We start from the raw sequence: 1,885 nt of genomic DNA, 5'->3' as shown, positions 1-1,885 counted from the left end.
CGGTGAACGTCTCCCGCCGGATCGAGAAGCCCGTGGTCACCGTGACCGATCAAGTGATCGAGAAGCCGGTCAAGGTCACCCGCACCACCGAGCAGCCGCGCGTCTCCGTGCAGGATCAGGTCGTCGAGAAGCCGATGACCGCGACCCGCCGGATCGAGAAGCCCGTCGTCACCGTCACCGATCAGGTGGTGGACAAGCCGGTTTCGATCTCGCGCCGGATCGAGAAGCCCAACGTGACGGTGACCGATCAGGTGATCGACAAGCCGATGACCGTCGGCCGCCGGATCGAGAAGCCCATCGTCACGGTCACCGATCAGGTGATCGACAAGCCCATGACGGTCGGCCGCCGGATCGAGAAGCCGGTCGTGACGGTCACCGATCAGGTGGTGACCAAGCCGGTTTCGATCATTCGCAATATCGAGCAGCCGAAGGTCTCGATGACCGACAAGGTCATCGACAAGCCGGTCCAGCTCGAGCGGATGATCGAACAGCCGGTGGTCAACATCGTCGACAAGGTCACCAACAAGCCCGTCGAGGTGCAGCGCCTCGTCGAGAAGCTGGTGGTCACCATTGTCGACCAGGTGCAGAACAAGCCGGTCGAGGTGCAGCGCCTGGTGGAGAAGCTGCTCGTCGACATCAAGGACAACGTCGTCAGCAAGCCGGTCACCATCGAGCGCCGGGTCGAGAAGCCCGTGATCAACGTGGTCGACAAGGTGGTCGAGGTACCCGTACAGAAGTTCGTCGAGCGGATCGTGGAGAAGCCGGTCGAGAAGATCATCGAACGGGTGGTGGAGAAGCCGGTCGAGAAGGTGGTCGAGAAGATCATCGAGGTGCCCGTCGAGCGCATCGTCTACAAGACGGTGGAGAAGCCGGTGACCAGGACCGTCGAGCTGATGGTCGAGAAGCCGGTGATCAAGACCGTCGAGGTGCCGCGCGAGGTCGTGGTCGAGAACATCGTGCAGCGTCCCGTCGAGAAGGTCGTCGACCGAGTGGTCGAGAGCGTGATCGAGAAGCCGAACATCATCGAGAAGGTCGTCGAGCGCCCGGTCGACAAGGTGGTGGAACGCATGGTGGAGAAGCCGCACATCATCGAGAAGACCGTGGATCGCCCGGTGGACAAGGTGGTGGAGCGGGTCGTCGAGAAGCCCAACATCATCGAGAAGGTGATCGACCGGCCCGTCGAGCGCATGGTGCAGAAGGTCGTCGAGAAGCTCAACGTGGTGGAGAAGGTCGTCGACCGTCCGGTGGACCGGGTCGTCGAGAAGGTGGTGGAGAAGCCGAACATCATCGAGCGCACCATCGACAAGGTCGTCGACCGCATCGTCGAGCGAGTGGTCGAGCAGCCCAACATCATCGAGAAGACCATCGACCGTCCCGTGGACAAGGTCGTCGAGAAGATGGTGGAGAAGCCGAACATCATCGAGAAGACGATCGACCGTCCCGTGGACAAGGTCGTCGAGCGGATCGTGGAGAAGCCGAACATCATCGAGAAGACCATCGACCGTCCGGTCGACCACGTCGTGGAGAAGGTCGTCACCACACCCAACATCGTCGAGAAGACCGTGAACCGTCAGGTCGATCAGGTGGTGGAGAAGGTGGTCACCAGCCCGAACGTGGTGGAGAAGACCGTGAACCGTCAGGTCGATCAGGTGGTGGAACGGGTGGTCGAGCAGCCCAACATCATCGAGAAGACCATCGATCGTCCGGTGGACAAGGTCGTGGAGCGGGTGGTGGAGAAGCCGAACATCATCGAGAAGACCATCGATCGTCCGGTGGACAAGGTGGTCGAGCGGGTGGTGGAGAAGCCGAACATCATCGAGAAGACCATCGATCGTCCGGTGGACAAGGTGGTCGAACGGGTGGTGGAGAAGCCGAACATCATCGT

At 61.2% G+C, this 1,885-nt stretch carries 1 protein-coding gene; it reads left to right on the top strand.

Going from position 1 to position 1,885, the window contains the following annotated elements:
- The coding region (locus tag AB0H76_RS29350; protein WP_357330259.1) for a hypothetical protein at window positions 1-1,885 on the top strand (1,885 nt) is incomplete at both ends.

Origin of the sequence: Nocardia sp. NPDC050712, assembly GCF_040654295.1 — a bacterium.
GTDB lineage: Bacteria > Actinomycetota > Actinomycetes > Mycobacteriales > Mycobacteriaceae > Nocardia.
The sequence above is the reverse complement of the archived record's forward strand: the minus strand, read 5'-3'. Positions and strand labels throughout refer to the sequence as shown.